Annotated in this window: 17 protein-coding genes; 11 read left to right on the forward strand and 6 right to left on the reverse strand. The window is 60.9% G+C overall.

The window, feature by feature from the left end; all coding sequences use genetic code 11:
• Positions 1 to 211 precede the first annotated feature (211 nt).
• The 4 genes from ptsP to VGY55_20070 all read right to left on the reverse strand — a co-directional run bounded on the left by ptsP (position 212) and on the right by VGY55_20070 (position 3,605).
• Entirely contained in the window at positions 212 to 1,963 is a 1,752-nt protein-coding gene (ptsP, locus tag VGY55_20055) for a phosphoenolpyruvate--protein phosphotransferase (GenBank protein HEV2972279.1), read from the reverse strand.
• A gap of 178 nt (positions 1,964 to 2,141) precedes the next feature.
• Entirely contained in the window at positions 2,142 to 2,627 is a 486-nt protein-coding gene (locus tag VGY55_20060; protein ID HEV2972280.1) for an Hsp20/alpha crystallin family protein, read from the reverse strand.
• A gap of 38 nt (positions 2,628 to 2,665) precedes the next feature.
• Positions 2,666 to 3,064 carry an Hsp20/alpha crystallin family protein gene (locus VGY55_20065; GenBank protein HEV2972281.1) on the reverse strand — a complete coding sequence of 133 codons (399 nt, stop codon included), beginning with the start codon at positions 3,062 to 3,064 and terminating at the stop codon, positions 2,666 to 2,668.
• Between the two features lie 88 nt (positions 3,065 to 3,152).
• Positions 3,153 to 3,605 (reverse strand): Hsp20/alpha crystallin family protein, encoded by a 453-nt coding sequence (locus VGY55_20070; GenBank protein ID HEV2972282.1) that lies wholly within the window; start codon positions 3,603 to 3,605, stop codon positions 3,153 to 3,155.
• Positions 3,606 to 3,987: 382 nt separating this feature from the next.
• Between VGY55_20070 and VGY55_20075 the strand changes: the two genes are divergently transcribed.
• From VGY55_20075 to fabF, 4 genes are all read left to right on the forward strand, one after another.
• Positions 3,988 to 4,515, forward strand: coding sequence for a 3-hydroxyacyl-ACP dehydratase FabZ family protein (locus VGY55_20075; GenBank protein HEV2972283.1), 528 nt, complete (start codon positions 3,988 to 3,990; stop codon positions 4,513 to 4,515).
• Between the two features lie 35 nt (positions 4,516 to 4,550).
• Positions 4,551 to 4,955 (forward strand): acyl carrier protein, encoded by a 405-nt coding sequence (locus VGY55_20080; GenBank protein HEV2972284.1) that lies wholly within the window; start codon positions 4,551 to 4,553, stop codon positions 4,953 to 4,955.
• A gap of 94 nt (positions 4,956 to 5,049) precedes the next feature.
• Entirely contained in the window at positions 5,050 to 5,592 is a 543-nt protein-coding gene (locus tag VGY55_20085) for a 3-hydroxyacyl-ACP dehydratase FabZ family protein (GenBank protein HEV2972285.1), read from the forward strand.
• 3 nt (positions 5,593 to 5,595) lie between these two features.
• Entirely contained in the window at positions 5,596 to 6,897 is a 1,302-nt protein-coding gene (gene fabF / locus VGY55_20090; protein HEV2972286.1) for a beta-ketoacyl-ACP synthase II, read from the forward strand.
• Between the two features lie 133 nt (positions 6,898 to 7,030).
• On the opposite strand, the gene VGY55_20095 is transcribed toward fabF, so the two are convergent.
• On the reverse strand, positions 7,031 to 7,363 hold the full coding sequence (locus VGY55_20095) for a hypothetical protein (protein ID HEV2972287.1): 333 nt from the start codon (positions 7,361 to 7,363) through the stop codon (positions 7,031 to 7,033).
• A gap of 288 nt (positions 7,364 to 7,651) precedes the next feature.
• Here VGY55_20095 and VGY55_20100 point away from each other — a divergent pair, with 288 nt between their 5' ends.
• The 3 genes from VGY55_20100 (at position 7,652) to VGY55_20110 (ending at position 12,287) form a co-directional block, all read left to right on the forward strand.
• Entirely contained in the window at positions 7,652 to 8,416 is a 765-nt protein-coding gene (locus VGY55_20100) for an ABC transporter ATP-binding protein (protein ID HEV2972288.1), read from the forward strand.
• Between the two features lie 94 nt (positions 8,417 to 8,510).
• Positions 8,511 to 10,889: an FtsX-like permease family protein gene (locus VGY55_20105; GenBank protein ID HEV2972289.1), complete on the forward strand. Its 2,379-nt coding sequence runs from the start codon at positions 8,511 to 8,513 to the stop codon at positions 10,887 to 10,889.
• Between the two features lie 3 nt (positions 10,890 to 10,892).
• Entirely contained in the window at positions 10,893 to 12,287 is a 1,395-nt protein-coding gene (locus tag VGY55_20110) for an HlyD family efflux transporter periplasmic adaptor subunit (protein ID HEV2972290.1), read from the forward strand.
• 532 nt (positions 12,288 to 12,819) lie between these two features.
• Here VGY55_20110 and VGY55_20115 read toward each other — a convergent pair.
• Positions 12,820 to 14,331 carry a hypothetical protein gene (locus VGY55_20115; GenBank protein ID HEV2972291.1) on the reverse strand — a complete coding sequence of 504 codons (1,512 nt, stop codon included), beginning with the start codon at positions 14,329 to 14,331 and terminating at the stop codon, positions 12,820 to 12,822.
• A gap of 149 nt (positions 14,332 to 14,480) precedes the next feature.
• On the opposite strand from VGY55_20115, the gene VGY55_20120 reads away from it, so the two are divergent.
• From VGY55_20120 to VGY55_20135, 4 genes are all read left to right on the forward strand, one after another.
• On the forward strand, positions 14,481 to 14,858 hold the full coding sequence (locus tag VGY55_20120) for a metalloregulator ArsR/SmtB family transcription factor (GenBank protein ID HEV2972292.1): 378 nt from the start codon (positions 14,481 to 14,483) through the stop codon (positions 14,856 to 14,858).
• A gap of 12 nt (positions 14,859 to 14,870) precedes the next feature.
• A complete protein-coding gene (locus VGY55_20125) occupies positions 14,871 to 16,121 on the forward strand; it encodes an SRPBCC domain-containing protein (GenBank protein HEV2972293.1) in 1,251 nt (416 codons plus the stop codon).
• Between the two features lie 68 nt (positions 16,122 to 16,189).
• Entirely contained in the window at positions 16,190 to 17,293 is a 1,104-nt protein-coding gene (locus VGY55_20130) for a glycoside hydrolase family 76 protein (GenBank protein HEV2972294.1), read from the forward strand.
• Between the two features lie 503 nt (positions 17,294 to 17,796).
• A partial coding sequence (locus VGY55_20135) for a right-handed parallel beta-helix repeat-containing protein (protein ID HEV2972295.1) occupies positions 17,797 to 23,295 on the forward strand: 5,499 nt, incomplete at its 3' end.

Here is a 23,295-nt window from a genome sequence, read left to right on the forward strand (position 1 = left end):
GACGGCCCGCTCCGCTCCGGCTCGCTGGCGCTCGCCTCCGCTGCGCAGGCCGTCCCACGGCGGTGACAATTTCATTCTCCGTCGTACCCACGGGTACGTCGATCACTCGCGCCGAAGAAACATACAAGGGTTTCGCTCGCCATCCTACCGGATGGCTTCACTTCACCCTGGGCTGATCTCCGCCGGCCCTTCAGGCCGAAGACAACTTCGCTCACGCCGTGTCGAGCAGCTTCAGATTCGGGGCCAGTTCGCTGATCTGATCGCCGAGGTAGCGCTTTACTTCGGCGATGGTCTTGAGTTTAAGCGCTCGGGCGACGATCGCTTCCGCGCGTTCGCGGGTGAGATGGCTCGTCAGTTCCTTGATCGTCGGGATGAAGGCGGGGCTCATGCTGAAGCTTCGCAGCCCCATGCCGACGAGCAGGACGAAGGCCCTCGGCGCGCCGGCCATTTCGCCGCAGAGCGTGCAGGGCTTTTCCGCTTTCGTGCAAACGTCGATCGTGTGGGCCAGCACCTTGAGCACGGCCGGGCTGAGCGGCTGGCAGAGATGGCTGACTCGCGGGTTGTCGCGGTCGGCGGCCATCAGGTATTGCACCAGATCGTTCGAGCCGATCGACACGAAATCCACTTCGTTCACGAGCGAGTCGATGCAGATCGCCGCGGCGGGCACCTCGATCATCAGCCCGATCGGCACGTCGCCGCAGGGCTTGCCCAGCCGTTCGAGTTGCCGCTTCGCTTTGAGCACCATGCTCCGCACTTTGCGAATCTCTTCGAGCGTGGTGATCATCGGGAACATCAGGCGGACGCTCTTCTTTCGCCCAGCCGCCGCCCGCAGCACGGCCCGAATCTGCGTAGCGAAGAACTCCGGGTGTTCGAACGACAAGCGAATCGAGCGCCAGCCCATGAACGGGTTCGCCTCGCGATCGTGGCCGAGATAGGGGATCGTCTTATCGCCGCCGAGGTCGAGGGTGCGGATCGTGATGCGCTGATTTGGCGTGGCGGCGATGATCTTCTTGTAGGCCGCGCACTGTTCCTCCTCGCTCGGCACGTCCGGGTGGGTGAGAAATAGATACTCGGTGCGATAGAGTCCAACGCCCGAGGCCCCCATCGCCACGGCGGCCCGCGTGTCGGAAAGATTGTTGATATTCGCCAGCAGCTCGATCTTCACGCCGTCGGCCGTGACAGCCGCCTGATCGCGGTTGGCGGCGAGATGGTCTTTGAGATCGAAGAACTCGCGCTGCAGCTTGCGATAAGCGCTTTCGATCTCCGAATTTGGATTAACGATCACATGCCCTTCGCGGCCATCGACGACGATCGTGTCGCCGTTCTTTACCGTCTTGAGCAGCCCGCGAACGCCGGAAACGGCGGGGATTCCGCGGCTGCGGGCGAGAATCGCGGCATGGCTGGTTTGGCCGCCGGCCTGCGTGGCGATGCCGGCCACTTCGCGATTGCCGAGAAACACGACGTGCGACGGAAGCAACTCATCCGCCACAAGGACGAGCGGCCCGGACGGTTCGTCGGCCTGCGGATGGAGCACTTCCGAAAGATGGCCGCTGATCCGCACGATCACGTCGCGGACGTCGGCCAGCCGCTCCCGGAGATACTGGTCCTTGGTGCGGGCGAACAGGCTGGCATACTCTTGGAGCACCTGGTCGAGCGCGTAAGGCGCGGTTTGATGCTCATCGACGATCCAACGGCGAATCTTCTCGTTGAACGCCGGGTCGCGGAGGATCGATTCGTGGGCCTGGAAGATGGCGGCCTCCGACTTGCCGACCTGCGTGGCGACCTTCAAGTGCAGCGAATGCAGGTCGGCCGCGGTGGCGTCGCGGGCCTTTTCATAGCGGGCCAATTCGGGAAAGACCTCGTCGGCCGCCAACCGGCGCGTCTGCGGGTTCACGAAAATCTCGTGAATGCAATAGGCCGTTCCGACGGCCACTCCCGGCGATACTCCGATCCCCTTTCCCATATTCGAGCATCGTATCAGCCGGCGGGGGAAAGCGGCAACGGCTCGCCCGGGCGAAATCGTTTGGATTCCCCGCCCAGGTGAGCCGTCGTAGGACGTAGTCGAATTCCCTAGAATTCAACTCAACCGATGGCGGCGTGTGATGGAATTCTGGCGAATTCCGTTACGACAGCACTGGCGATCACGAAGTCTTCACGGGAATTTTCTTCGCGGCCGCCCCCGGCATCTTGTTCAAGTGCACGGTAAGCACGCCTCCCTTGTAGTCGGCGTCGACTTTCTCCGCATCGACTCCCGGCGGCAATTCCACGTCGCGCGTAAAGCTGCCGTAGTAACTCTCACGGCGATAAAACGACTGCTCCTTCTTTTCAGACGTTTCCTTTTTCTCCCCGGAGATTCTCAGTCGATTGCCGCTGACCTGGATATCGAGGTCTTTGGGATCGACGCCAGGAATCTCCGCCCGAACGGTAACGTCCTTGTCGGTCTCGGCGACATCGAGCGACGGCGACCATTGGGTCAGATCACCGAGGGATTGGCTAGCCGCCGAAAAAGGGTCGTGAAAGAAATGATCGAACAGTCGGTTCATTTCCGTGCGGAATTCGCCGAGCGGCGAAAGGGCATGCGAACCGCCGTTCTCCTTCCCTTTGCTTCTCCAAGGAATGAGATTCATGGGATCCTCCGTTTTCAGATGAACTCTTTTTGCTTGAATTACTTCACTGCCACCTTGATCTTGCGCGGCTTCGCCGCCTCGGCCTTTGGCAGATGCAGCGTGAGCACTCCGTCCGTCAGCTCAGCCGAAATGCCGCTCGGGTCGATCTGCTCGCTGATGCGGAATGTGCGATAGTAGTCGCCAATCCCGTATTCACGGAGCAGAAAACTCTCGCGCTCGACGCGGCCGTTGGTCACGCGCCCATGAATGCTCAAAGCGCCGTCTTGGAAGTCGATCTCGACCTCATCCGGGTCTACGCCGGGCATGTCGGCAAGAATGAGCAGTTCCTCGGGCATCTCCACGATATCCACGTCAGGGCGATAGAATTGCCCGCTTCGCGTATGCTCCAGTGCGCCCACCTCGGCAGTTGCACTCTGTTGACTGATTTCATTTGCCATGACGAGTATCTCCTATTTCCTTCTTACTTGTTTCTTCAAATCCCGTTCCGGCGGGGACAACTTGACCTACCGTCCTGCGGCTCGCCGCTCACTTCGTCGCTTTCACTTGAATGTGCCGAGGTTTCGCAGCTTCGGACTTGGGGAGCGTGATCAGGAGCACGCCATTGTTGAGCGCCGCGTTCACTTTGTCGGCATCGACTTCGACCGGCAATCGTAAAACGCGGGTGAACCTACCACTCGGCCGTTCGCGGCGATGGAAGGTCAGGCCGCTCTCATTGACCGGCCGGCGCTCCCCCTTGATCGTCAATTCATCGCCGACAACGGAAACATCAAGATCCTCGCTCTTGACCGCCGGCAGTTCCGCTTCAACAAGCAGGTTGTCACCCTCTTCCCACACGTTGAATGGCGGAAATGCGCGGGCCATCGCTAACGGCGCTCCCCAAGCCAGATCGGGCGGGCTAGAAAAATCGGAATAGAGTCGCTCCAGATCGGTGCGAAATTGTTGGATCGGGAACAGAATTCCATTGCGTCGTCGAACCATAATGAAAGCCTCCTTATCGAGCCTATTGAGAAAACGGATTCTTTGCAGATCGGATTGCATCTGCTGAATGTCGTGACAGGCCACACTTAACACTGCACACCAAAAAGCAAAGTCCGTGCCAATTCCGATCGAGATGGAATGACGTTAATCATTGGCAGAATTGGGTTTAGAAATGGCGGTAGTTAGCACTTGACCGGCCGACGCCTGCCAAGCTGGCAGCAATCGTGGAACGCGGCTTCTGGTTTCGGTTGTCGCCAGTCGATATGGCGTCTATACTGAGCGGCTTGAATTAACTTTGGGAGAATGCGGCAACTGCCAGCGGCGGCAAAGTTAAGTACTCTGCCGCGTTGATGTTAGTTGCTCGCGAGTCGCGATTTGCCCCATGCGTTTCACTCTTCTCGACCGAATCGTTCACCTTGAGCCGGGCAAACGAGTCACGGCGGTGAAGGCCCTGGCCTTGGCCGAAGAGTATTTGGCGGACCATTTTCCGTCATTTCCGGTCATGCCGGGGGTGCTCATGCTCGAGGCGATGACCCAGGCCGGGGCCTGGCTGGTCCGGGCGGGCGAGGATTTCGCCCATAGCATGGTCGTGCTGAAAGAGGCGCGAAACGTCAAGTACAGCAGTTTTGTCGCCCCCGGCCAGACGCTCACGGTCACCGCCGAAATCATCAGCCACGATTCCCGCCAAACGAAGCTCAAGGCCCAGGGCACCGTGAATGGCGAAGTTCAACTCAGTGGGCGATTGGTGCTGGAGCGTTACAATCTGGCCGATGAAGGAATTGGGACCGCCGATGACGACGCCCGAGTGAAACGCGAATTGCGCAAGCTCTTCGCCTTGCTGCATCGTCCCGCTGCGACACACGTGACCGGCGCGGCGCTCGCGGGCGACTTGCGTCCGGCCCACCCCTAGGCACATTTGCAAACCGCGATTTGGAGGTCTCCGTAATGCCGTCGCAAGAAGAAATCTTTGAGAAGGTCCGGACCGCGCTCGTCGATGCCCTAGGCGTGGATGAGGAGGAAGTGACGCCAACCGCGACGATGGTCGGCGATCTGGGGGCCGAATCGATCGACTTCCTCGACATCGTTTTTCGCCTGGAAAAAGCGTTTAGTATTAAGATTCCCCGCGGTGAGTTGTTTCCCGAAGACATCCTCAACAACGCCGAATACTTGAGCGACGGCAAGGTCACTGCGGCGGGGATCGCGCAATTGAAGAAGCGGATGCCGTTTGCGGACCTCTCGAAATTCGAGGCCAACCCGGTCGTGCAGGACTTCGTGCTCGTGCTCACCGTTCAGGACTTGGTGCGCTATGTCGAGAGCAAGTTAAATCAGGGCAAAGTCCCCGCCGGGTGAGATCGTGAGCTGATCCGGTGCGTCAGCGCTTCGCTCGACGCACCCTACCGACTGAGCTGATAGTTGCCGCGGGAATCAGGTTGCGAGCTGGAATATGCGTTGGTTTTGGATCGATCGATATACCGAGTTTGTCTCCGGCCAGCATGCCACGGCGATCAAGAACGTCAGCCTGGCGGAAGACCATCTGCACGATCATTTCCACGGCGCGCCGGTAATGCCTAATTCGCTGGTTTTGGAAGGAATGGCCCAAACTGCCGGGCTGTTAGTGGCGCAGCGAAACGATTTCCAACTGGAGGTGGTGCTGGCCAAGGTGGCAAAAGCCGATTTTCATTTCCTCGCCAGGCCCGGCGACACGCTTGTTTATCGGGCAAAGATCGAGGACCTGAAGGAAGGGGGCGCATTCACGGTGGTCACGAGCCACGTTGAAGATCGCCTGCAAGGCGAGGCGGAGATTTTTTTTGCCCATCTCGACCTTCGCGATAACGGCCAGGCCATGTTCGAACCCGAGGAGATCATCGGCTGGCTGCGAGCGGTCCGGATGTTCGACGTCGGCCGCGACCGCGATGGCAATCCGCTCGCAATACCCAAGTTTACCGATCGGCGCCATCCTCTCGTCAACACCAACGGGAGGAACTGACGAATGTCGAATCGCGATTCGAGACGGCGCGTGGTCGTCACGGGCGTAGGATGTGTCACTCCGCTCGGTCATTCCGTCGAAGAGACGTGGGGCCGGCTTTTGCGCGGAGAATCGGGCGTCGGCGACACGACGATTTTCGACGCCAGCAACTTCCCGACCCGCATCTCGGCCGAGGTCCGCGATTTTGACGTCTCGCAGTTCGGCGAGGATTCGGCCCGATGGAAATACCGCGGCCGGCATACGAAGTTTGCCGCCGGCGCGGCTAGGCAAGCGATCGACGACGCGGGCATCGACGACCGTATGGTCGAGCCGACTCGGTTCGGTGTCTATCTCGGCAGCGGCGAGGGGCAGCAGGATTTCGCGCACTTCACTTCCACGATGACCGCGGCCCTTCGCGGCGATCAGTTCGACCTGGCCCGTTTCAGTCAAATCGGCTTGGAAGTGCTGCACCCGCAGGCCGAATTAGAGCAGGAACCGAACATGCCCTCCGGCCATCTGGCGAGCATGTTCAACGCCCAAGGGCCGAACTTGAATTGCCTCACGGCATGTGCCGCCAGCAGCCAGGCCATCGGCGAAGCGGCGGAAATCATTCGCCGCGGCGATGCCGATGTGATGCTGTCCGGCGGCACACACAGCATGATCCATCCCTTTGGCGTAACTGGCTTCAATCTGCTGACGGCGCTCAGCACGCGCAACGACGAGCCGACGAAGGCCTCCCGCCCGTTCGACCGCGATCGCGACGGCTTCGTGCTCGGCGAAGGGGCGGCGATGGTGGTGCTCGAGGAGTTCGACCGCGCCAAAGCCCGCGGCGCGAAAATCTACGGCGAGTTGCTAGGCTACGGCTCGACCGCCGACGCCTTCCGCATCACCGACACGCATCCCGAAGGGCGGGGAGCGGCGAGCTGCGTCCGGATGGCCCTCGAGGACGCGGCGCTCAATCCCGACGACATCAACTACATCAATGCCCACGGCACGAGCACCGAAGTGAACGACAAGGTCGAATCGCTGGCGATCAAGACGGTGTTTGGCCCGCAGGCCTACAAGATCCCCGTCTCCAGCACGAAGAGCATGCTGGGACATCTGATCGCGGCGGCCGGCGCCACGGAGTTGATCATCTGCTTGATGGCGATCCGCGACAATGTTTTGCCGCCGACCATCAACTACGACACTCCCGACCCGGAATGTGATTTGGACTATATTCCAAATGCCGCTCGCGAGACGAGCTGCCGCTATGCGCTGAGCAATAGTTTCGGGTTCGGCGGGCAGAACATCGCCCTGATCGTTGGCCGCTGCAACGGCGGATGAATTAGAAGGCGATCGTCGCGACGACACAAGCCCGACTCGCTAGCGAGGGATTCGCGCGGCTCCCTCGCTTGCGCTTCGGGCTGATGTTTTTTCAAGCTCGCGCCGCGGTCAATGCAAAGTCCGCAACTGGAACTTACGGCCCGATGCTGGGCGGATTGTTGGTCAGAAAGTCGCGCGGTCCGCGGCTGGTGTAATAGGGATAGGCGACGGCGCCGGTCGGCGGGCCTTCCGCACCAATATTGGTCCCACCTTCTCCGCGCGGCACCATGGAGTGCGCGTAACCATCGCCCCCGCAAGCGCCATTCGCGCAGCCGCCGTTTGCACAGCCGCCATTTCCGCAACCGCAGCCACCGTTGCCGCAGCCTCCCCACGGTCTGTGGAAATCGAACAACTGGTCGCACATGCTGCAGCCCGAGCTGGCCGTCAGGATTGCGGCCGCAATCAGGGCGAAAACTGCGTGTCTCATGGGAATCCGTTCCGTGTGCGTTGTTGAGTTGGAGGTTTCCGGGTTTTGGAGCCTAGTTAGGTCTATCGGCGTCAAAGTCGGAAAAATCAAGAGAATCGTTAATACCGTTAGCACCGGCAATTGAAGTTGAGAGCCGGATCGTTCGTGCTCGGCAGGCCCGCGCGACGGCGTCGTTCTGGTTAAAATGGGGTAGAAAGAAGCGATTTTCGGATGGGCGGACAGGATTCTGCTCGATGCTCGCCGCGTTATGTCCCCACGTTTTTGCCGACGCTAGCAGCGTCGGCCACCATGCCATCAATCGCCGCCCTCATCCATTGCAATCGCGTGCCCACGATCGCCCCGCCTGCCACCGAAACCCTGCTCCGGCTGCACAACGTCGGCAAGACGTTTCAGATGGGCGAAGTTGCCGTCGAGGTGCTGCGCCACGTCACGCTCGACGTCTACAACGGCGAACTTTTGGTCATGGTCGGGCCGAGCGGCTCCGGCAAGACGACCATGCTGAACATCATGGGCGGTCTCGATACGACCACGGTCGGTTCCGTCGTCTACCGCGACTGCGATCTCTCGGCCGCCAGCCCGCGCGAACTGACGCGCTATCGCCGGGAGACGATCGGCTTCGTCTTTCAATTCTATAACTTAGTTCCAAACCTCACGGCGCGCGAGAACGTGATGGTTTCGACGGAAATCAGCCGCGATCCTCTCGACGTGGACAAGGTGCTGGCGATGGTCGGCCTCACGGACCGCCAGAACCACTTCCCCGCGCAAATGTCCGGCGGCGAGCAGCAGCGCGTGGCCATCGCCCGAGCGCTGGCGAAAAATCCCGAGATGCTGCTCTGCGACGAGCCGACCGGCGCCTTGGACTTCGAGACGGGCAAGAAAGTGCTCCGGCTGCTCGTCGACTTGAAAAACAGCCTGCGCAAGACCGTGCTCATCATCACGCACAACGGCGCGATCGCGGAGGCCGCCGACCGCGTCATCCGCCTGCGCAGCGGCGAGGTAGTCGAAGTGCATGCGAACCCGCATCCGCGCCCGCCCGAAGAGATCGTCTGGTAGAAAAAAGGGGTCGGCTCTAATTAAACGGACGATTGACATACAAGGAAAACTCAACTCCGCGCCACCGTTTAATTAGACCTGACCCCTTTTTTCCATGAAAACGCTCGACCGCAAACTGCTCCGCGAACTGATGGCCTCGAAGGCCCTGATCGTGGCGATCACGGGGCTGATGGCCGTCGGCGTGATGGCTTTCATCTATATGCGCTCCGCCCATGCGAACTTGAACCGCGCGAAGGACGACTACTACAGCCAGTGCCGGATGGCCGATTTCTGGATCGACGTGAAAAAGGCGCCGCTCTCGGAATTGCAATCGTTGGTGGAATTGCCGGGCGTGAGCGAGGTCCGCCCGAGAATCCAATTTTTCGCCACGGTCGATCTGGATCGCGTCGAGGAGCCGCTCAACGGGCTGGTTCTCTCCGTGCCCGACAAACAGCGGCCGATCATCAACGATCTGGTGCTCAAGCGCGGCGGCTATTTCACCGGCCGCCGCCGGAACGAAGTGCTCGTCAACGATTCGTTTGCCGCGCAACACGGTCTATTTCCCGGCCAATGGATTCACTTGTTGTTGAACAACCGCCGCGAGGAGTTGTTCATTGTCGGAACGGCCATTTCGAGCGAGTTCGTCTATCTAGTCGGCCCCGGAGCAATCACTCCCGATCCGGAGCATTTTGGCGTGTTTTATCTGCCGCAATCGTATGCCGAGGAGGTCTTCGATTTTGACGGCGCGGCAAATCAAGTAGTCGGGCTCTTGGCGCCCGAGGTCCGCGACCATCCCGACGAGGCGCTGCGACAGGCCGAGCGGCGGCTCGCATCGTACGGAGTATTCTCGACCACAGCCTGCCGAGACCAGCCGTCGAATCGGTTCTTGAGCGACGAAATTCGCGGCCTGGGCACATTTGCCGGGATCATTCCCACGATATTTCTGGCCGTGGCAGCGCTCGTGCTCAATGTGCTCATGGTGCGGCTCATCGATCAGCAGCGCGTCATCATTGGCACGCTCAAAGGGCTCGGCTACTCCAACGCGCAGGTGTTCCTGCACTTCACCAAGTTCGGCGCGCTGATCGGCCTGGCGAGCGGCTTTTTGGGCTGCGCGATGGGCTACGGAATGGCCGAGTTCATCACGCGGCTCTACCGCCGCTTTTTCGAGTTCCCGAACCTGGTCAACTTTTTCTATCCCGGCCTATACACCGCCGGGGTGGCGATCAGTCTTGGCTGCGCGCTGGTGGGTTCGATGCAGGGAGCACGGGTCGCGCTGCAGTTGCAGCCGGCGGAGGCGATGCGCCCCCGCCCGCCAACGGCCGGCGGACGGATTTGGCTGGAACGGATCGCCGCGCTGTGGCGACGGCTCGGCTTCGGTTGGCGGATGGTGCTGCGGAACCTCGTTCGCCATCGGTTGCGAACGACGGTTGGCATCTTCGCCGCCGCGATGGGGGCCGGCCTGATGACGGCCGGGTTCATGCTGCGCGAAGGAGTGATGTACATCGTCGATTTCCAATTCGCGCAAGTCATGCGAAGCGACGTCGATCTCAATTTCAAGGACGAACGCGGGCTCGACGCCGCCGATGAAGCCCGCCATCTGCCGGGAGTCGATCGCGCCGAGCCGGTGCTCGACGTGGCCTGCGAGTTCTTCCACGGCCGATTCCATCATAAGGGCGCGATCAGCGGCCTCGCCGACCACGCGGAGCTGACCATCCCGCGCGATATGGGGGGGCGCCCGGTGCGCGTGCCGTCGGCGGGCCTCGTCATGACGCGGAAACTCGCGCAACTACTCGACGTCGCCGCGGGCGACGCGATTGAAATGGAGCCGATCAAGGGCTTGCGCCGCCGCGTGACCGTCCCGGTCGTCGAAATCGCCGATAGCTACGTCGGGATCGCCGTCTACGCCAACATCCATTATCTCAGCCGGCTGATCGACGAGGAATCGGCCGTGAGCGGCGTGCAGCTTCAGCTCGATTCGCGCGATGCCGCAAAACGTGAATTGCTCCGGGCGGTGAAGCGGCTCCCGGCCGTGCAATCCTACTCGTCGCGGTTGAACACCATTCATAACGTGACGGAAACGGTGCTCAAGACGCAGGCGATTTTCATCGGTCTGTTGGTGCTGTTCGCCGGCGTCATTTTCCTTACAAGTCTGCTCAACACGTCGCTGATTGGCCTAGCCGAGCGCCGCCGCGAAGTGGCGACGCTCCGCGTGTTGGGTTATACCGAATGGCAAATCGGCGGCTATTTTCTCCGCGAAAGCCTATTGCTCACCGTGCTGGGAACATTGCTGGGAATGCCGCTGGGCTACGGACTTTGTCTGTGGGTGACACATCGGTTCGACACGGAAATGTTTCGCTTTCCGCTGGTCTCACCGCCGATCATTTGGATTCGAATGTGGGGCTTCGCGTTTTTGTTCGCACTCTTGTCGCACATCACCGTGCAGCGCTCGATCAATCGCATGGACTGGCGCGAAGCGCTGAACGTGAAGGAGTAATCCATGTCCAAGTGGATCATCACCGGATTGATTCTGGTCGTCGTTGGGGCCGCCATTGTCCTCGGCATCGGCGCTTTCGGCAGCGGCGCCCCGGTCGAGGCGGCCAAGGCCCGCAAAGGGCCAATCCACGAGTTCGTCGACGAGCGCGGCAAGACCCGATTGCCGCAGGTTTATTCGATCACCATGCCCTTCGATGGCCGCGTTGCGCCCATCGGCCTCGTCGAGGGGACTGTCGTCAAGCAGGGAGAAGTCGTGGCCCAAGTCGTCCCGCTCGATCTCAAGCTGTCGCACGCGTCGGCCGATGCCTCGATCGATCGCCTCAATGCGTCGATCAAGGAAAATGACGACGCCAGCGTCGAAAACGTGTCGCTCGAACAGTCGCTCAAGATGGTTGAATCGATGCGCAGCTCGGTGATGGCTTCCGACGCTCAGGTCGAAGCGGCCCGCGCCAAGCTCGACTACAACAATAAGAATCTCTCCCGCATCCAGCGGCTCGTGCAAACCAAGGCCAAGACGGAAGACGAACTCGAGCAGGCTCGGCTCGCTCAGATCCAAAGCCAGATCGAAGTGCGGCAGGATGAGCTGCTCTCGGCCGCGATGAAGGCCATGGAATCGGCCACCCTGCTCTTGCCGAAGGCGATCACGGAATACATCGGCCGCAAAATGCTGGCTCACGGCGTGCTCGAAAAGGAAAAGTCCGAGGCCCAGGTCGCGCTCGATCAGGTGAAAAAGAACGAAGCGCGCGGGCAAATGAAGAGCCCCATCAATGGCGTCGTGCTCGAGCGGATGATGAGCGACGAGCGCCAGGTTCCCTCGGGGACGGTGCTGCTGAAAATCGGCCGGCTGGAAGAGTTGCAAGTCGAGGCCGACGTGCTCAGCCAGGACGTGGTCGAGGTGAAGCCGGGGGACGACGTTGAAATCTCCGGTCCCGCGATCGGTCCGACTCCGGCGCACGGCACGGTCGAGCGGGTTTATCCGGCGGGGTTCACGAAGGTCAGCTCTCTCGGGGTCGAGCAGCAGCGGGTGAAAGTGGTCGTGGGCTTTAGCACGAGCGACTTGGATCGAGTCCGGCATGATCGTGGGATTGGCACGGACTATCGGGTGTCGGTCCGAATCTTCACCAAATCGAAGGCCGATGCAACAGTGATCCCACGTTCAGCCCTGTTTCGCGGCGCGGAGGGAAAATGGCAAGTCTTCACTGTCCGCGACAGCCGCGCTCATTTGCAAGCGGTAGAGACCGGATTGATGAACGACGAAACGGTCGAGGTCGTCAAGGGACTCTCGGAAGGCGAAGTCGTCGTGCTGGCCCCGGAAACGAGCCTCGCCGACGGCGCCCGCGTCAGCCCGCAGCTTCGCGAGCTGGAAAAAAAACCGTCCATGCCCGTGTCGACGGATTGAATTGCTCTCGAAAATGGCCGGAAATGAACGCGGATAAACGGAAATGGTCTCTCTTGATGCGGTGCGGCACATGTAGTATGTAGGGCACGCCGTGCGTGCCGGACCTCGCGGAGGATTTCTGGCGCGCAAAGCGTGCCCCACCGGTGCCGAATTCCGATTCCCGTGTAATCACGTTCATTTCGGGCCATCGAATCGAGGTCTCGTTTTGTCGAAAAAGCGACGGATCGTTTTCGCCATTCTGGGCCTTGCGTTGCTGCTCATCGCAGGGGGCGGCGCTGCGGTCTACTTCGCGATGCATCACATGCCGCGGTTTTATGAAGACGCCCTGAACGTCGCACCGCGGCAGCAGAAGCAGGGTAGCGACGAGATGCTCCGCCGCTCGGCCGCTTTGGCGAGCGATGCCAACCGCCGCGGCCGCTGGCAGGCAATCTTCAGGGCCGACCAAATCAACGGCTGGCTGGCAATCGATCTGGTACAAAATCATCCGAAGCTGCTCCCTCCGGAGCTGAACGATCCGCGCGTGGCAATTCATTCAGGTCAGATCATCGTCGGCTGCCGCTACCACGGACAGGTTTCCGCGGTCGTTTCGCTCGAAGCGGACGTTTCTATGCAAGAGACCAACGTGGTCGCCGTCCGCATTCGGCGCGCCCGCGCCGGCGCGATCCCGCTGCCGTTGGATAAACTCATGCCCGACGCAATTCGTTCGCTGCAAAACGCCGGCTTTCTCGTCGAACTCCGGCAATCCGGCGCTGATCCGGTGTTGCTCGTCACTCTCCGGCTGCAGACCGACCGTGGCCGCGAACTGCTCCTGAAAACCCTCATCCTGCGCGATGGCGAATTGGACGTCGCGGGGGAGACGAGATAGCAGAGGCTCAACGGCAGCGACGTCTTCGGCGAGGGCTACCGCGCCATACGCGCCTTCAGAAGCCGTTCGCAAGCGTCCCAGCCTTCCGTCGGCAGCGTGACGTTCGACATTTGATCGACAAGGCCGGGGAGCTTGATGCCCATCGACTTCATCATCGCCTGAGCCTGGGCCAGACGTTCCAGGGTCGCGCGGCCGGCCCCCGGCTCCGGTGGCGGCGTGCACCGGCGTTCCGAAGAGCGGATGGACGCGATTCGGATCCGCCCCGCCGACAAGAAGGCGTTCGGTCGCCCGGCGACGCTTGTTGACGGTGGCGGCCAGCAGCGGCGTCATCGCGATCTTCGGCGCCCCGCCTGGGAAGAGTTGGCCCAGACCGGCCATCGCCTGGCCACCCGGAAGTGGAGCGGGCGCTTCCGCTTCGACGGCGATGCCTTCGGCCAGGAGGCGATCGATTTCGTCGATGTCGTCGCTCGCCGCCGCTTGAACCAGAACCATCGCTTGTGGATCGGCGGTCGCGCCCCGCGGATCGGCGCCGAGCATCTTCGCCAATCGGCCTGCCAAGGCCGTCCGCAGGGGAATTACGTTCGATCCGCCGCCGGGATCGCCGCCGTCGCCGTCATCGCCGTCGCCTTCGTCGTGGGGTCCATCCATGCCGTCCAACCCGTCGCCGCCACTAGCATCCCGGAAGTCGGCGAGCGCCCGTCCGCGATCGATCCCCAGCGCTTCCGCGAGCCGCTCGATCACGCTCTCGGCGAACACCGTCTCCTCAGCGAGGATCGCGGCGAGTTCTTCCTTTCGGACTCCGGCCCGGCAATAACGCACGAGTACATCCGGCCGGCCGCCGGACGGGCTGGGCGGTCCGTCATCGTGATCATCGAAGTAGTCGGGACAGGAGTTGTATTCGTCGAGCAGCCGGCCGTCGTCGAGCAACCAGTAGCAGGCGATGTCGCTGTCGTGAACCATGAATGCGATGGCCGCGACATGCAGGTCTTCCGAGAGTCCGCTGGCGAGATCGCGGATTCGCTCGTCGTCCTGTTGAGACGCCCGTTCTTCGTAGAGCGAAGTCCATTCACCCTTGGCGGGGACGACGCGATACCGGGTGACGCCGCGCCGCTTCAGCGACGCCGACAGGGCCTGGTCATCCGTCGTTCGGAAATGCAGATTGGCGCAGAACAGGCCCATGGTGTGCTCCCGGACGCGGCGTTCAAAGGTGATGACTCCGAAAACTATAGCATACAACGATGCCCCGGAGCGCTCATGGCGCGATGCCGCGCCACGCTGTTGCCAGGGGGCTTGACGGCGGCGTCGGATTCTACTATAACCTAATAGTTATGAAACCTACGGGTTATGCAATGATGCCGTCCAATCGCCTCAGTGCAACGTTCGCGGCGCTGGCCGATCCCACGCGGCGTGCAATCCTCACCCGGCTCGCCTTGGGCGAGGCATCGGTGATGGAGTTAGCAAAGCCGTTCGCGATGAGTCAGCCCGCGATCTCGAAACACCTCCGGGTTCTGGAGCGGGCGGGCCTGGTTTCGCGCGGCCGCGACGCGCAGCGACGGCCGCGCCGGATCGAAGCCAAGCCGCTTGCAGAAGCCAGCGGATGGCTGGAGAATTATCGCAGGATCTGGGAGGGCAACTTCCAACGCCTCGACACCTTGCTCGATGAGCTGAAAACTCAACACAAGAAACGTGGACACACCAAGCGATAAAGGAGACGACCGATGAGTAAGTCTGGAACCTTGGAAGTCGCCACGCCCACCGACCGCGAGATCGTAATGACACGCGGCTTCGACGCTCCGCGCAGCTTGGTCTGGGACGCCATGACCAAGGCCGAGCTGCTCAAGCGCTGGTTGCTCGGGCCGCCAGGCTGGTCGATGGTGGAGTGCGAAAACGATCTGAGGGTGGGGGGCGCGTTTCTGCACGTGTGGCGCCGCGACGATGGAACGGAAATGTCGATGCACGGCGTCTATCGCGAGGTCGTCCCGCCCGAGCGCGTCGTCCGCACGGAATCGTTCAGTTCTGGATGCGACGGCCAGGCGGGTGAGCAACTGGCCTCGGTCGTCCTCACCGAGCAGGACGGCAAAACCGCGCTCACGCTCACGGTGCTCTTCCCGTCGAAGGAAGCCCGCGATGCCACGATCGCCTCCGGCATGGAACGTGGTGTGGCCGCAAGCTACCAACGGCTTGCCGAGATGTTGGCGAGGGGCCCGCGCCTGCGCAAGACCGGCGAATTCTGCTGGATCAACATGCTGACGCCGCAGCCGGCCGAGGCCCGCGAGTTCTTCGCCAAGCTGCTCGGTTGGACGTACTTCGAGATGCCGGGCCTCGGCCATGGGATGAAGGTCGGCGGGCGCGACATCGGCGGGCTCTTCGATCTCGAAGGCCCGCAAACGCCCAAGGGGATCCCTCCCAGCATCGGCGTCATGGTCAAGGTTGAGAGCGCGGACGCAACGTGCGATAAGGTGACGTCGCTCGGCGGCAAGGTGAAGCGGGCATTCGACATCATGGAGAATCTCCGCATGGCCGTCTGCTTCGATCCCAACGGCGCCAATTTCGACGTTTGGGAGCCGAAAAAGGCGCACGGCACGGACGTCGACAGCACGCTGCACGGCGCGCCGAGCTGGTTCGAGACGCTGACGACCGACATCGACCGCACGGCGAAGTTCTACGCCGAGTTGTTCGGCTGGACGCCGGAGATCATGCCGATGCCGGGATCGCAGTATACGACCTTCAAGCACGGCGACGCGTACGTCGCGGGCATGCTGCAGATCACGCCGCAGATGGGAAACCCGCAGCCGCATTGGAGGACGTATTTCACCGTCAACGACGCCGACGAGACCGCGCGGCAGGCGGTCGAACTCGGCGCCACGCTCTGCATGTCGATGAAAGACGTCCCAGGCGTCGGCCGCTTCTGCGGCATCACCTCTCCGCAAGGCGTCACGTTCTGCGTCATCGAGTACGCGCACTCATGAGGGGACCGAACAATAGATATTCGATATCAATGTCGCGGCCCGCTCGAGCAGAGAGGGGGAATTAGGCGATGAGCAAGACGCTGTCGGCAGCCGTGTTGGTTTTATCCTTTGCCGGCGCAATGCAGGCCGCGCAGCCGAGCCAGTATGCGCAGCGCGCCCGCGAAGTGACGGAACACATCCAGAAGACCCTCTTCGATTCGCGGAGCGGCGTGTATTTCCGATCCATGACGGAGCGGAAGCCCGATTACGTGTGGCGCCAGAGCGTGATGTTCTCGAATCTCGTCGCGGCGGCGCGGTCGGAGCCAGCCACTTACGGCCCGCTCCTGCAAAAATACTTCAGGGCACTCGATGGCTACTGGGATCCGAAAGTCAAAATCCCCGGCTACGAACCGGCGCCCACCCGCGGCAATGGCAACGACAAGTATTACGACGACAACGCCTGGCTGGTCATCACGTTTCTCGAAGCCTATGAGACGAACCGCGACCCGCGCTATCTCGCGCGAGCCGACGCGACGCTAGAATTCGTGCTGAGCGGTTGGGACGACGAGAGCGGCGGGGGAATCTGGTGGCATCAAGCACACAAGGACGGCACCAAGAACGCCTGCGCCAATGGGCCGGCGGCGGTGGGCTGTCTGCGGCTCGCGAAATATCGCGAAAGAGACCCCGCGGCGCTCGTTGATCGAGCCCGCAAGATCGTCGCCTGGACGGTCAGCGCGCTGCAGGCGAAGGACGGCCTGTTTGAGGACCGCAAAGTCGTCGCCAGCGGCGAGGTCAAGCGCGGCAAACTGACGTACAACTCCGCGCTAATGCTCCGCGCGCTGCTGGGCCTCTATCGGGCCACGGGCGAGAAGGAGTATCTGGAGCAAGCCCAACGGATCGCGAAATCCGCGGACTCGCTTCTGGACCGGAACACGGGCGTCTATCGCGATGCCGTGCGGTATTCACATTTCATGGTCGAAGCCGATCTGGAATTGTACCGCACCACGAAGGAGGAGTACCTGCTGAAGCGGGCAAATAAGAATGTGGCCGCTTTCTATGAGAACTGGAAAGCGAATCCGCCCGACGACATGATCTCGAACGCGGCCATCGCGCGCGTGCTGTGGTTGATGGCCGAAACGGAGACGGACGCCGGGCGAGCGTTTTGGCAGGGCGCGGATAAAGTGAGGAAATGAGAATCGGAATCGGGACCGCGTAATTGCTTGCACCGCACATATCGGTCTGGTATGCTCACCTCGGCTTCCAGTCTACTTATGGGCCGCCACGAGCGGTCGGCCGGTGTTTAGCCACTTAAAGTCACCCCGGGCAGCAGCACGACCAACTGGAGGGTCGTTGCAGTCGCGACAGAGTCGCATTCTGGGAAAATCGATTTTGATCGATGCATAGGCGCCGAAGCGCAAAGTGGTGGGTCGTAGGCGGTTTGCGATTTGAATTCCGAAATCCGCGGTAAAGCAGATCGGATCCCAGTAGTTCGCCCCTTTTTTTCTTAGCGGTAGTTGTTCCGAAACGAATTGACGCACGGCAGTCGTGTGCGACTGTGTCCAAAGAATCCAGAGAAACCAAAATGTCGATCATGAATCGTCGACAGTGTTGTCGCACTCGCGATAGTTTCAAGACCAAACAGCGAATACTGGGCCGCGGCCGATCCCGCGACCGACTTTCGCTCGCAATTGAACAATTGGAATCTCGCAGGCTGCTATCGATCACCGCCAACTACTCCGGCACCACGCTTTCCATCCATGCGGATCCCGGAGACACCGTCGCGATCTCAAGAGATGCTGGCGGAGGCATCGACGTTTCCGGGCCCTCCGTCGTCGGATCGTCCGCCGGGGCGGTGACCAAAATCACGATCGATCAGACTTCGACCGGCGCAAGCCCAATCAAGATTGATCTTAGCGGCGTCACCGCCGCCAATTTCGGCTCTCTGACGACGATCGCCGTTGGCACAGTGCTAGCAGCGACCGACAACTTCGAGTTTTCCAATGCAGTCAACAACGCTAATGTCGCTCTACAAGCCGAAACGAGCGCAACGACCAAATTCGATGCCGCCTTTGCCGTCGCTCTAAAATCGCTCGACGCCTCCGCCAGCAGCGCGACCGATCTCAACGGCGGCAGCATAACCACTACTGCGGGCCAGAGCTACGGCGCTGTCGTTTTGTCGGCCGACGCCACGCTGACAGACACGGGGGCCAGCAACAATCTCACCTTCAATTCAACCGTTCAAAGCGATGCCCTGGGTCCTTGGGCCTTGACGGTCCGCAACGACGGCACGACCGACTTCAAGGGATTTGTCGGCAGCAGCGTAAACGGGGCCCTGAAAAGCGTAACGACGGAGGGATACAGCTCGACCACGACAGGCACGACGCGATTCGATGCCGGCAACGCGTCCAATTCGGTGACGACGACCCAGGGCCAGAACTACGACAATGCCGTGAAACTCGGGGCGAATACGAGGCTGGTGAGCACAGGCGCCGCCGCCGTGGCCGACATCTCGTTCGGATCTACGATCGGCTACGCCACGGCAACCCCCGAGGCTCTCACATTCAGCACCGCGGGGAGAGTGATCTATCGGGAGTTCACCAATAACGGCGCTCTGGCAACTGCCGCCAACTTGGGCGTAGGACCTGGCATCCATCTTTTCTACTCGCCGATTGATCCGGGCGAGAACGATTGGTATCGATTTCAAGTCCTTCGCGCGGATACCGTCGACGTGAAAGCTGCGTTCGACACGTCGGTCGGGCCCTTGTCGCTAGCGGTCCTGGACTCGGCGGGCAATCCCTTGCAGACGGGCTCGGCCACGGCCAGCGGCGCCCAGGTGTCTTCGCTCGCCGTTCAACCGGGGCTGTATTACATTCACGTTTCTGGCGGCACTGCGCTGCACCAGCCTTATTCGCTCGCCGTCGATCGCAGCGGCGCGGCGCCGCAGATTTATTACGTCAACGACGCGAGTTCTCTCAATGATGTTTACACCTTGGCCGCTGGCAACGACGCCAATAGCGGTCTGGACCCCGCGCATCCCAAGGCCACGGTCCAGTCGGTCCTGGACACGTACAGCCTTGGTCCCGGCAATTTGGTGGTCGTCGACACCGGGACTTACAGCGGCAGTACGGTTCAGATCACAGCGGCCGACAAGGGAGCGGCCTACGCAGGCAGCCCGAACGGGACCACATTCAACATGGGCTTCGCGCTCACGGACGCAGATTACGACACGATTAACGGTTTCACGTTTGCAGGCTTTGGCGGAACTGGGATTTCGGTCCAGCCGAGCGCTGTCAACGACTCGACACACAACAACTTCCTCAATAACACATTTTCTGGATTGTCCACGGCGATTCAAATTACCAACGGCAGCTTCGACGTTGTCTCGGGCAATACGATCGTTGGAGGCTCCTACGGGGTCCTCCTCAGCGGCTGTGGCAATGAAGCGGTCAACAATAATGCGATCTCCGGCGCGACATATTCCATCTATGATTCGGCCGGCACGAGCAACTCCATTTATTCCGACACGCTGGCCACCGGTTCCTACGGCGTATTCGTTCAAAGCGATTCCGGCGCGTTGATTCATGACAACAGCATCACGGGCTTTACGGCCGATGGAATCTTCGACAACTCCCCTGGTCCAGTTTACAGTAACCAGGTTTCGTTCAGCGCGACCGGAATCTATTCGCAAGGAAGCGCAATCATTTATGGCAACCAAGTTCACGACAACACGACGGGGCTTTCCGGATACGGCTCGTTTGGCGGTTCCGATTGGTCGGCGCCCAATCTGGTTTACAACAACCAAACCGGAATCTCCGCATTCGGCGCGTCGAGCGTGGCCTTCAATCGCGTCTACTCCGACGTCGTGGGGATCGATCTGCACGATACGGCATCCGCCAATCACAACTTGGTCTATCGAAACAGCAGTCTCGGAATCCTGGTTGATGGCGCCCACAATCTGTCCCTTCTGGGCAACACCGTCTACATTCCCGCCGGATATGCGGGCGCTCCCGATGCAATTCGCCTGCAGGGCGGGGCAAACAACGTCACCCTGGAGAACAACATCCTCTGGAGCGATTCCGGCTACGATCTCTATGTGACGACAGATAGCCAAATCGGCTTCAACAGCGATTACAACAACCTTTACACCACGGGCAGCGGCAAACTCGTCTGGTGGCAGAAGGATTTCAGCGATCTCTTCGATTGGCAGGTCGAAGCCGCCTACGATCGCCATTCGATCGGCTACACGACCGTCAGCCCCACGCTCGACAATCCGCAATTCGTCAACCTCGCGGCCGACAACTATCATCTCACCGCAGTGGCCTCGACCAGCATTGCCGCCGGCGATCCGACAAGCGCATTTAACTTGCAGCCCAACCCCAGCGGCGGACGGATCGAGCTGGGCGCCTACGGCAACACGTCCGGCGCCGCCCTCGCGCCGGCCAACTTCATCCGGATCGACTATCCGAACTTCTACACCGACTGGGAAGTGAATGTCGGCCACGCAATCCAGTGGCACGCCTACAACGTGACGGGCAACGTTCGGCTAGACCTGTATCAGCAAGGCGCAGGGTTCCTCTCCACGATCGCCACGGTCGACGTGGGAAACAACCCAGGCGGCTCGCCAAACCAGCCGGTGAACGGCGTGACCTTGGGGGCCTACGGCTGGAGTCCCGCAGCCAGCGGCCTGACCGGCTCGACGGCAAATCGCTATTGGATTAAGGTCACGTCCGTGCCGAATTCGGCAATCTTCATCCAATCGCGCGAAAACTTCTCGGTTCCTGCCGCCGGAAGCTTCTACTATGTGAACGACGCCAGCCTCACAGGAGACGAATGGTCGACGGCCGTCGGGAACAATCGGAACACCGGCAAAACGCCCGGCGATCCGAAGGCCAATCTCTTGCCGATACTCGGCGCGTTTCAATTGGGACCCAACACGACGGTCCGTATCGACACGGGAAATTACATTGAGGTGCGGAACGTCGTCATCAGCGGGAATCTGGCGATCGGCAATGGCCAGGGCACCACGTTCACGGGTCCCGACGACGGGAATCCTGCCCATGTCGCAACGCTCGATCGGGCGAACACGAACAACGGCAGCACCAATATCGACGTGAACGCCGGCAACTTCGTGACGTTGCAGCACCTGACCCTGCTCGGCGCCCAGCACGGCCTATGGGTCCGCAATGCAAGCACCAACTTTAATGGGTCGGACCTGACCGTGGCCAATAACTCGAGCGATGGAATCCGAATTGAATCCGGCGCCACGGCGACCGTCGTCACTCGCCTGATTTCTTATGGCAACGGCGGCGATGGGATTAATATCGCAACCCCGATTGCGAATCTGAGCAACAGTCAGTCGTACAACAATGCTGGCGTTGGAATCAACGTTTCGAATAGCACGGCCGGCAGCCCAACCATCATTGGCGATACGGATCCAACGTTGGCCGACGGTCAGGGGAATCTCGTGCACAACAATGCCACCGGCATTTACGCCACCGGCTATGTGCAGGTCACGGGAAACACGGTCTACAACAACACCGGCACGGGGATTTACCTTTACAGCGGCGGCAGCGGCCTCCAGGCCTCGCAGAACGTGGTCCACGACAATGGCGTGGGAATCCAGACGTACAGCGGCGGTGTGGTCAGCAATAACCGGGTCTATCACAACGCCAACCAGGGGATTCTTGTCTACTACAACGCGAGCGTGCTCGGGAACACGGTCTATTCCAATTCCATCGGCATCCAAGAGTCCGCCTACGGCCAGATCGCCAACAACCTCGTCTACGCCAACGCCAACGAAGGGATCGAACTGACGGGCACCTATTCCAGCGGCGCGCAGGTGACCAACAACACGGTTTACCAGGTGGTCGGCGACGCGGTGCTGGTCCAAAGCGGCTCTCAGAACGTCACGCTGCGGAACAACATCCTTTGGGTCCTGGCCGGTTACGATCTCAACGTCACCCCCGACAGCCAAATCGGATTCAGTAGCGACTACAATGATCTGTATATATCGGGTTCGGGCCAAGTGGCTTTCTGGCAGGGAGTTCCTCGGTCGGCGCTGTTCGCCTGGCAAGTCACGGCGTTCGACGATCAAAATAGCCTGTCTCGCGATCCGCTGTTTGTAAATCCGCTCGGCGCGGACGGCGTCCTGGGCTATGGCAGTCCCACCAACGACGGCCGCGACGACAATTTCCATTTGCAAAGTCCCTTCGGCTACTTCGCAGGCTCGTCCGCGCCGGTGGCGGATACGATCTCTGGCAAGCCAGCGCTTCTAACAAAATCGGAGGTGATCAATTCCGCACTCGGCACGTCGCCAGGCATCGATCGCGGCGATCCATCGTCGAGCTATGCCAACGAACCTGCGCCCAACGGCGGTTTCATCAATCTCGGCGCCGATGGCAACTCTTCGTTCGCGTCTATCAGCCCCAACCAATATGTGCTCGTGACTCGGCCGGTCGGAGGCGAGGTCTGGCCCGAGCTGCAAACGTTCCAGATCGGTTGGCGCAGTCAAGACGTCAATGATCCAAGCAACACGTTGGACACGATCCGCATTGATCTGACCGAACAGGGCAATCCTTCGTTCGACTTACCCATTGCAACCGGGTTACCGGCTACCAGCAACGGTCAATACGCCTGGTTTGTTCCGAACTCGATTACCCCAGCGGCCGATTACGTGATAAAAGTGACCCGTGTCGCCGGTGGCGGCAACTTTTTCGGCGCGAGCCTGGCGCCATTCACGATCACGGCGCCGCAGTTCGCTTATTACGTTGCGGATCCGAATAAACTGACGCACGATTCGCACGACTGGACTACCGCGCCCGGCAACGACGCCAACAGCGGTGTTGACCCCGCCCATCCCAAGGCCTCGATCGCCGCCGTGCTGAACGCGTACCCCAATATCGGCGCGGGGGCCACCATCTTCGTGGACGACGGCAACTACACCCTGGCGACCAACACCGTGATTGCCGCTGCGAATTCCGGGCTAACGATTGACGGATACAATTCGCTGGTCGCACCGACGACATTCGCTGGTACGGCCGATCCACTGCGGCAAGCCGTGCTGAACCGGGGGAACACATCGAGCGGGAGCGAGGCGATCCAGATGGCGGGGGCCAGCGGCGTGACGCTCGAGAACCTGCAACTGACCGGCGGCTATTACGGCCTGACCGGCACGGGGGCCAATAACCTGCTGGTC

It is taken from the genome of Pirellulales bacterium, from assembly GCA_035939775.1.
In the GTDB taxonomy this organism is placed as follows: Bacteria; Planctomycetota; Planctomycetia; order Pirellulales; family DATAWG01; genus DASZFO01.

Excerpts from the sequence above, each read along its gene's own strand:
- ptsP (HEV2972279.1), bottom strand. The coding sequence starts at position 1,963 with ATGGGAAAGGGGATCGGAGTATCGCCGGGAGTGGCCGTCGGAACGGCC.
- VGY55_20060 (HEV2972280.1), bottom strand. The coding sequence starts at position 2,627 with ATGAATCTCATTCCTTGGAGAAGCAAAGGGAAGGAGAACGGCGGTTCG.
- VGY55_20065 (HEV2972281.1), bottom strand. The coding sequence starts at position 3,064 with ATGGCAAATGAAATCAGTCAACAGAGTGCAACTGCCGAGGTGGGCGCA.
- VGY55_20070 (HEV2972282.1), bottom strand. The coding sequence starts at position 3,605 with ATGGTTCGACGACGCAATGGAATTCTGTTCCCGATCCAACAATTTCGC.
- VGY55_20075 (HEV2972283.1), top strand. The coding sequence starts at position 3,988 with ATGCGTTTCACTCTTCTCGACCGAATCGTTCACCTTGAGCCGGGCAAA.
- VGY55_20080 (HEV2972284.1), top strand. The coding sequence starts at position 4,551 with ATGCCGTCGCAAGAAGAAATCTTTGAGAAGGTCCGGACCGCGCTCGTC.
- VGY55_20085 (HEV2972285.1), top strand. The coding sequence starts at position 5,050 with ATGCGTTGGTTTTGGATCGATCGATATACCGAGTTTGTCTCCGGCCAG.
- fabF (HEV2972286.1), top strand. The coding sequence starts at position 5,596 with ATGTCGAATCGCGATTCGAGACGGCGCGTGGTCGTCACGGGCGTAGGA.
- VGY55_20095 (HEV2972287.1), bottom strand. The coding sequence starts at position 7,363 with ATGAGACACGCAGTTTTCGCCCTGATTGCGGCCGCAATCCTGACGGCC.
- VGY55_20100 (HEV2972288.1), top strand. The coding sequence starts at position 7,652 with ATGCCATCAATCGCCGCCCTCATCCATTGCAATCGCGTGCCCACGATC.
- VGY55_20105 (HEV2972289.1), top strand. The coding sequence starts at position 8,511 with ATGAAAACGCTCGACCGCAAACTGCTCCGCGAACTGATGGCCTCGAAG.
- VGY55_20110 (HEV2972290.1), top strand. The coding sequence starts at position 10,893 with ATGTCCAAGTGGATCATCACCGGATTGATTCTGGTCGTCGTTGGGGCC.
- VGY55_20115 (HEV2972291.1), bottom strand. The coding sequence starts at position 14,331 with ATGGGCCTGTTCTGCGCCAATCTGCATTTCCGAACGACGGATGACCAG.
- VGY55_20120 (HEV2972292.1), top strand. The coding sequence starts at position 14,481 with ATGAAACCTACGGGTTATGCAATGATGCCGTCCAATCGCCTCAGTGCA.
- VGY55_20125 (HEV2972293.1), top strand. The coding sequence starts at position 14,871 with ATGAGTAAGTCTGGAACCTTGGAAGTCGCCACGCCCACCGACCGCGAG.
- VGY55_20130 (HEV2972294.1), top strand. The coding sequence starts at position 16,190 with ATGAGCAAGACGCTGTCGGCAGCCGTGTTGGTTTTATCCTTTGCCGGC.